The organism is Myxococcus llanfairpwllgwyngyllgogerychwyrndrobwllllantysiliogogogochensis (assembly GCF_006636215.1).
Classification (GTDB): Bacteria; Myxococcota; Myxococcia; order Myxococcales; family Myxococcaceae; genus Myxococcus; species Myxococcus llanfairpwllgwyngyllgogerychwyrndrobwllllantysiliogogogochensis.
In genome coordinates this window covers 1-6,526 of the sequence record NZ_VIFM01000418.1, presented here as the reverse complement: position 1 = coordinate 6,526, position 6,526 = coordinate 1, and the positions used below count along the sequence as shown (strand labels likewise).

Below are 6,526 nucleotides of genomic sequence, written 5' to 3'. Positions count from 1 at the left end.
TGGCCGGGGCAGCAGCGGCGCCACACGCTGCCAGAAGGCGTCGGGAACGAGTTCGCGGACCATGCACTCAAGCTGGGGATGCCCTTCGTTCGTGGCCACCCCAGCCCTGACTTTTGTTAGGTCCTCTAAAGTCTTCTCCTCGATGCAAGCAGGTGCCGCGAACCTGCTTCGCGACACCCGCTCACCATGAAGTCTCGAAAGTCCTTCGCCTCGATGCAAACAGGCGCCGCGCACCTGCTTCGCGCCCCCCGCACATCATGAGGGCTCGAAGGTATGAGGGCTCGAAGGTATGAGGGCTCGAAGGTCCTCCGCCTCGAAGCAAGCAGGTGCCGCGCACCTGCTTCGCGACACCCGCCCCGGCGAGAGTTCGCCGGCTCGGCCTCACTCAGAAGCGAAAGAGGATGGCGTCGTAGCCACCCGCTCTGTCGCTCCCGGGCAGAGCGCCCCAGGTGTAGCCCACCGCGTACGCCGCTCCATCGTCACCGACGGCCACGGCCTGCCCGCGGTCCGACGTGCTGGAGCCCACCTGACGCGTGCCAAGCGGGTTGCCCGCTTTGTCGTACGTGGACAGGAACACGTCACTGCCACCCAGTGACACGTTGCCATCCAGCGCGCCCGACGTGTGCCCCACCAGGTGCACGGTGCCATCCACACCCACCGCGACGCCTTGCCCATAGTCCGTGGTCGTCGTACCAGGCTGCCGCGTCCACTGCCGCGTGCCCGCCTCGTCATACTTCACCAGCACCGCGTCGTACGTGCCCACTCGGACGTTCCCGTCGAGCGCACCGAAGGTGTAGCCAGACACATAGGCCGCGCCGTCTTCATCCACGGCGACCCCCGTGCCGTACTCGTCACTCGCCGAGCCCAGCTGACGTACCCACTGCGCCTTACCGAGCACGTCATACTTCGCCAGGAACAGGTCCACCGTGTTTCCCGTCGCCGTGACACCGTCGAGGCTGCCCTGCGTGTACCCCGCGACGTAGATGTCCTCGCGCGGGCTCACCGCCACACCCAGGGCAATGTCGCTCCGCGCCGAGCCAAACTGCCGCATCCAGTACGGGTTGCCACCCGTGTCGAACTTGGCCACCACCACGTCGTAGTTGCCCGGCGTGGGAGTCCCGTCGATGCGCCCCAGCGAATAGCCCGCGACGAAGAGGCCGTCCTGTCCCGCGCGGCGCGTGACGGCGATGCCGGTGGCGAAGTCGTCCGTCTCCGTGCCGAACTGCTGCACCCATTCCAGCGCGCCCTTCGCGTCGAGCTTCAGCACGAAGAAGTCCGTGCCACCCGCGTTGACGTACGGAAGGAAGCTGCCCCACGTGTAGCCCGCGACGTAGACGTTGCCCGCCAGGTCCGCCGTCACCGATATCGCCCGGTCATTCATCGCCGTGCCCAGCTGCCGCACCCAGCGAAGCGTGCCGTCCACGCCGTGCTTCGAAACGAAGAGGTCCTGACCGCCCGACGACACCTCGGAGCCGAGCTGTCCGCCGGTGTGGCCCGCCATGTAGACGGCGTCGCCCACGGAGGTGACGGCCAGCGCCAGCTCGTCCGCGGTACTTCCCAGCTGTCGTTGCCAGTCAGGCGGCGTCAGGGCTTGGGCACTCGCGGGCAGTGCTCCCAGGATGGCCACCGCGCTCGCGACACCACACGCGCCACTCCACCACTTCCGAATCATGGGCGACTCCTATCGAGATGAACGACTCCGCCCGTACTCTGACGCGTCTGCCGGGCCTGAATCATCTCGGAAGGACCGCCCTCTTCCTCGAGGAAGGGGCGACGCGGAGCGTTGGGCACTCCGCGTCACACCAGGGGTCAGCCCGAAGCAGACCCCCGGTTCAACAGCTCAACGGTTCAGATGTTCCAGCTGCCTCGGATGCCCAGCATGATGAGACCGTACGGACCGTCCTCGGCGGGGCCCAGCGGCGTCGTCGTGGTGGGCAGCGGGGCGGGCAGCGCCAGCGTGGTGTCACCCGAGCGCGTCGTGTAACGCGCGTAGGTGCCGGTGAGGTAGGGGCCGAAGGACAGCGAGTGCCCCAGGCGCCACTTGCCGCCGACGGTGACGTTCACGAACTCGGGACCACGCGTCTGGCTCTTCAGCTTCAGGTTCGCCGTGACGGGCGCCCCAGGTCCCACCTGAACCTGCGTGGGGCCGGAGTTCTCGTTGTTCAGGAGCACCATGCCGAAGCCAACGCCGACGAAGGGGTCGAACGAGGCCGTGGGCGAGAAGTGATACTGCACCTGAGGACCGAAGCGCAGCTGCGAGGCCGCGCACTCCCAACCCTCGAAGCAGGAGTACGGATTCTCCTTGGTGAGGATGTACGAGTAGCTGCCGTACGCGCCGACGAACCAGTTCGGCGTCACGCGGTAGCCCACCTCCACCAGGAAGGGCACTGCGCCGTTCGCGGCGTCGCTCAACTTCACATCACCCACGGTGCGGTCCAACCGTGCACCGTTCTTGTAGACGTAACCCGCTCCCGCCTGAAACCCGAGGCCGACCGTGACTTCCAGTCCCGTCGGCGCGCTGTACGTCGCGACTTCCTGAGCGCTCGCGCCCGCGGAACCCAATGCGATCGCCGCTGCCAGGGCCCAACTCAGCCTTCCCGTCATAAACCCCTCCGTCGAGTGGAGCGTTGACTCTAGAACAGCACCCATCACACAAGTAAGCCGCACTGCGTCACAGTTGCAGTTGTGACGGTGGGTCAGCGCTGACTGTCAGGGGCGTGCACAATGCGGGCGATGAACGTCACCTTGGAGCAGGCCCGTGCGCTGGACGCCCTCGCCCGACACGGCACGTTCGCCGCCGCGGCGCAGGCGCTGGGAAAGGGGCACACGGCGGTGCTCTACACCCTGCGCACGCTGGAGGGACAGACGGAGCTGGAGCTGCTCGACAGGCGCGGCTATCGGACGCGGCTGACGCCCGCGGGAGAGCGCGTGCTGGAGCACTGTCGCAAGCTGCTCGCGGCGGAGCGGGAGCTGGAGGCGACGTGCGCGGAGATTCGCGCGGGCTGGGAGCCCACGCTGCGCATCGTCTTCGACGGCGTCTTCCCGGCCGAGCCCCTGTTGCGCGTGGTGAAGGCGCTGCGGGCCGAGGGCGCCGGCACGCGCTTCCATGTGTCGTCGGAGTTCCTGGCCGGGGTGGAAGCGGCCTTCGTGCGGGACGAGGCGGACCTCATGGTGTCCGTGCTTCCGCCCTCGCTACCAGGCCTGCGCAGCTATGCGCTGCCAGAGCTGAAGGCGCTGCTGGTGGCCCACCGCTCCCATCCGCTGGCACGGCGCAGGCGCGGGACGCTCCAGGAAGAGGAGCTGTCGGAGCACCTGCTGCTCACCGTGCGCGGCTCCGACCCCCGGCTCCAGCTCAGCACCGTCTCCCTGGAGATGCGCTCCACGGTGCACCTCAACGACTTCGCGGCGAAGAAGGCGGCGATTCTGGAAGGCCTGGGCTACGGGTGGCTGCCCGAGCACCTGGCCTCGCGCGAGCTGCGCCGGGGCGAGCTCAAGCTCCTGAAGCCCTCGAGCGGCTCCACCCACGCCTTCCTGCCCAAGCTCCACCACCGCGCGGGCGTGAGGCTGGGCCGCGCCGCCCGCCGCGTGGTGAAGACACTCACCGGGACGGAGCCTCCCCAGTGACGTGAGGGGACACGCGGCTATTGCGCCGCCGTGGTGCAGTCCCCCGACACGTTCGGCGCCGGACGCCCGTTGGCGGTATTGCCGGTGAAGACGTTGTCGGCGGCCACCACCAGCTCCACCGCGCCGCTGCCCCGGTTGCACACCACCACGCCGCCCGCGCCCGAGCGGTTCTCCAGGAAGCGATTGCCGCGCAGCGTGAGGGCGCGCGTGCCCATGTCCTCCAGGTAGATGGCCGCGGCCGGGCCCTGCGTCACGAAGTTGCCTTCGAAGAGGTTGTCCTCGACCAGGTCATTGTTCGGCTGGAAGTAGTGCAGCACGCCGCCTCCGCCCAGGTCATAGGTGTTCTGGGAGTTGGGCCACGCGAGGATGGGGCGCGGCTCGAGCGAGCTGGTGACGGCGCCCCGGAACGCCTCCAGGCCGTTGTCGCGGAAGGTGTTGCCTCGCACCACGGAGTCGCGCCCGTGTGTCACGCACATCGCTCCGCCGCCCGCCATGGACGACGTGCCTGCTTGCGCGAAGCGGTCGATGTCCGACGTGCGGTTGCCCTCGAACAGCGTGTCCTCCACGCGCGAGCCCACGGTGAACATCAAGTCCAGCGCGCCACACTTGGCCGACGCCATGTTGTCGCGGAACACCGAGTGCCGAATCATCACCGGCCCCGGGTAGTAGGCCCACAGCGCGCCGCGCGTCTTGTCGCGGTTGCCGTTGTAGTCATTCTTGCGGACCTTCTCGAAGACCATGTGCTCGAAGACGGGGTCTCCGTCGCCCACGGAGTTCTCACCGAAGAAGTTCATCCCCCACCAGCCGTAGCGGTTGGTGGAGGTGAGCAGCACGGGCTTGTCCGCCGTGCCACGTACCTGGATGCCGCCGTACACGCGCACCTCCACGCGTCCGTCATGGTGGTTCATCACGCTGTCGGCCGCGCCTGACTCCACGTCGGCCTCCGTCACCTCGGGGCGCCCCTTGAAGTCGAGGATGACGCCGGGCTGCACCGTGAGGACCTGCCCCTTGGGGATGGTGACGACACCCTGCGCGTCGCCGAGCACGCGGTACGGAGAGCCCGCCTCCGTCAGCGTCCCGGACAAGGTGCCGGTGACAATCGTCCCACCGTCCTCGGGCACCTCGATGATGGGCCCTCCGTCCCCTCCTCCCGACGTGCCGCCGTCCGGCTCGGGGACGACTCCGGGCTTCTCCGGCGTCGACGAGCAGGCGGTGGCGAGCACCCCCAGGGTCAGCACCGTCATGAGGAAGCGCTTCGTACACTCGGAGGCGGACGTGTCCATACCCGGCGCGCTAGCACGGCGTCGTGGCCGCTCGCAAACCGCGCCCGGGCTGCTAGAAGCGCGCGCCATGTCGAACGAGGTCCTTGTCCTCTCCTACTCGGGCTGTTCCACCTGCAAGAAGGCGCTGAAGTGGCTGGAAGCCCAGGGCGTGTCCCACCGTGTGCGTCCCATCGTCGACAGTCCGCCCACTGTCGCGGAGCTGGCGCAGTGGATACCCCGTAGCGGTGTGTCCGTCCGGAAGTGGCTCAACACCAGCGGGCTGAGCTACCGCGCGCTCGGCAAGGCCAAGGTCGACGCGGCGAGTGACGCGGAGCTGCACGCGTGGCTCGCCGCCGACGGGAAGCTCGTCAAGCGGCCCGTGCTCGTCACGCCCACCGCCGTCCTCGTGGGCTTCCAGCCGGAGAGCTGGGCGCGCGTGTTCCCCTCGCGAGGCTGAAGGCCGGGCGGGCGGGCAAGCGCACCCGCGCTCGAGCCTCGCGAAGCGCGCTGCCGCGTGAAGATTGCTGTGTATGGAATCCAGTACCAGGCGTCCGCTCGGGGAAATCCTCCTGGAGATGGGAGTGCTCAACCGCGCCCAGCTCCGGGTTGGACTGGTCCACCACCATGAGACACACGTCCCATTGGGACGCGCGCTGGTGCGTGAGGGCGTGTGCTCGGAAGCGGATGTGCTGCGCGGCCTCGCGGCCCAGCTCGGCGTGGAGGCCGTGGACCTGGACCTGACGCCTCCCGAGCGCGGAATGGCGGACCTCCTCCCCGCTCGCATCGCGCGGCAGCACCGCGCCGTGCCCCTGCGCGTGGAGCTGGTGCCGCTGGAGCAGGGCGAGCGCGAGGTCCTCCACATCGCCCTGCCCGCGCCCGTCTCGTTGGAAGCTGTCGACGCCGTGCGCGCCATCACCGGCAAGCCGCGCGTCGAGGCGCACGTGGCCTCCGACACCGCCATCACCCGCGCCCTGTCGGAGCTGTACGGCATCGAGGAGCCCGCGGAGCCCGCCGCCACCCCCGCGCCTGCCCCGGGGGGCCCTCTGTTGCTCTATGGCTGGCCCCCCGTCACCGCCGTCCTCATCTCCCGCCAGTTGGCGCGCCACGGACACCAGGCCCGCGTCGCCACGCCCCTGGACGTCCTGCACACGGGCCCCGGCGACGTGGTGCTCGCGCCCATCCAGGCCATGGAGGGACTGCTGGCCGGTGAGGTCCACATCGAAGGCGCCCTCATCGTCCACGGCAGCTCCGACGACGAGGGCTTCGAGCGGGCCCGCAAGCTCGGCGCCCGCGGCTTCCTCGCCAACCCCCGCGACGAGCAGCTCCTTCTGCGCGCCGTGCGGCGGCTGCGCCCCGGTGGCCCCTCGCCCCTGTCCGGCGGCGAGCCGGGCTCCTCCCACCACTCTCATTGAAGAGAGCCGGGCATGGGTATTCCGCGCCCCAGGCCCGGCAGCGGACTTCACCTTCCGTGTGAGTCGACTCCACGTCCGGGCGGAGCCTCGGACGGATTCTCAAAAAATGAAGGATGCGAGGAAACTCGTAGCGGGGGTTTCAGAGAATGAAGGCACATGGCGCCACTTCGGGCGTCGCGGAAATCCAGACGGAGCCCTTCATGTCCCCCCCGCGCATTGCCTACCGCC

General features: G+C 69.0%; 6 protein-coding genes. 3 read left to right on the top strand and 3 right to left on the bottom strand.

What is annotated here, in order from left to right; translation table 11 throughout:
• Positions 1–385: 385 nt before the first annotated feature.
• Both FJV41_RS47255 and FJV41_RS47250 read right to left on the bottom strand, forming a co-directional pair.
• Positions 386–1,672: an SBBP repeat-containing protein gene (locus tag FJV41_RS47255; protein ID WP_141649200.1), complete on the bottom strand. Its 1,287-nt coding sequence runs from the start codon at positions 1,670–1,672 to the stop codon at positions 386–388.
• A gap of 176 nt (positions 1,673–1,848) precedes the next feature.
• The gene (locus FJV41_RS47250; RefSeq protein ID WP_141649199.1) at positions 1,849–2,604 is read right to left on the bottom strand and encodes an outer membrane beta-barrel protein; all 756 of its coding nucleotides are present in this window, start codon (positions 2,602–2,604) and stop codon (positions 1,849–1,851) included.
• Positions 2,605–2,733: 129 nt separating this feature from the next.
• Here FJV41_RS47250 and FJV41_RS47245 point away from each other — a divergent pair, with 129 nt between their 5' ends.
• Entirely contained in the window at positions 2,734–3,624 is an 891-nt protein-coding gene (locus tag FJV41_RS47245) for a LysR family transcriptional regulator (RefSeq protein ID WP_246137871.1), read from the top strand.
• A gap of 17 nt (positions 3,625–3,641) precedes the next feature.
• On the opposite strand, the gene FJV41_RS47240 is transcribed toward FJV41_RS47245, so the two are convergent.
• Positions 3,642–4,868: a right-handed parallel beta-helix repeat-containing protein gene (locus tag FJV41_RS47240; RefSeq protein WP_246137870.1), complete on the bottom strand. Its 1,227-nt coding sequence runs from the start codon at positions 4,866–4,868 to the stop codon at positions 3,642–3,644.
• A 106-nt stretch (positions 4,869–4,974) separates the two neighbouring features.
• On the opposite strand from FJV41_RS47240, the gene FJV41_RS47235 reads away from it, so the two are divergent.
• Positions 4,975–5,343 (top strand): Spx/MgsR family RNA polymerase-binding regulatory protein, encoded by a 369-nt coding sequence (locus FJV41_RS47235; RefSeq protein WP_141649196.1) that lies wholly within the window; start codon positions 4,975–4,977, stop codon positions 5,341–5,343.
• 73 nt (positions 5,344–5,416) lie between these two features.
• Positions 5,417–6,298 (top strand): GspE/PulE/PilB domain-containing protein, encoded by an 882-nt coding sequence (locus FJV41_RS47230; RefSeq protein ID WP_141649195.1) that lies wholly within the window; start codon positions 5,417–5,419, stop codon positions 6,296–6,298.
• The last annotated feature ends 228 nt before the right edge of the window (positions 6,299–6,526 follow it).

Bases quoted from the DNA above. Each gene is read 5' to 3' on its own strand.
- FJV41_RS47255 (WP_141649200.1), bottom strand. From the start codon at position 1,672: ATGATTCGGAAGTGGTGGAGTGGCGCGTGTGGTGTCGCGAGCGCGGTG.
- FJV41_RS47250 (WP_141649199.1), bottom strand. From the start codon at position 2,604: ATGACGGGAAGGCTGAGTTGGGCCCTGGCAGCGGCGATCGCATTGGGT.
- FJV41_RS47245 (WP_246137871.1), top strand. From the start codon at position 2,734: ATGAACGTCACCTTGGAGCAGGCCCGTGCGCTGGACGCCCTCGCCCGA.
- FJV41_RS47240 (WP_246137870.1), bottom strand. From the start codon at position 4,868: ATGACGGTGCTGACCCTGGGGGTGCTCGCCACCGCCTGCTCGTCGACG.
- FJV41_RS47235 (WP_141649196.1), top strand. From the start codon at position 4,975: ATGTCGAACGAGGTCCTTGTCCTCTCCTACTCGGGCTGTTCCACCTGC.
- FJV41_RS47230 (WP_141649195.1), top strand. From the start codon at position 5,417: ATGGAATCCAGTACCAGGCGTCCGCTCGGGGAAATCCTCCTGGAGATG.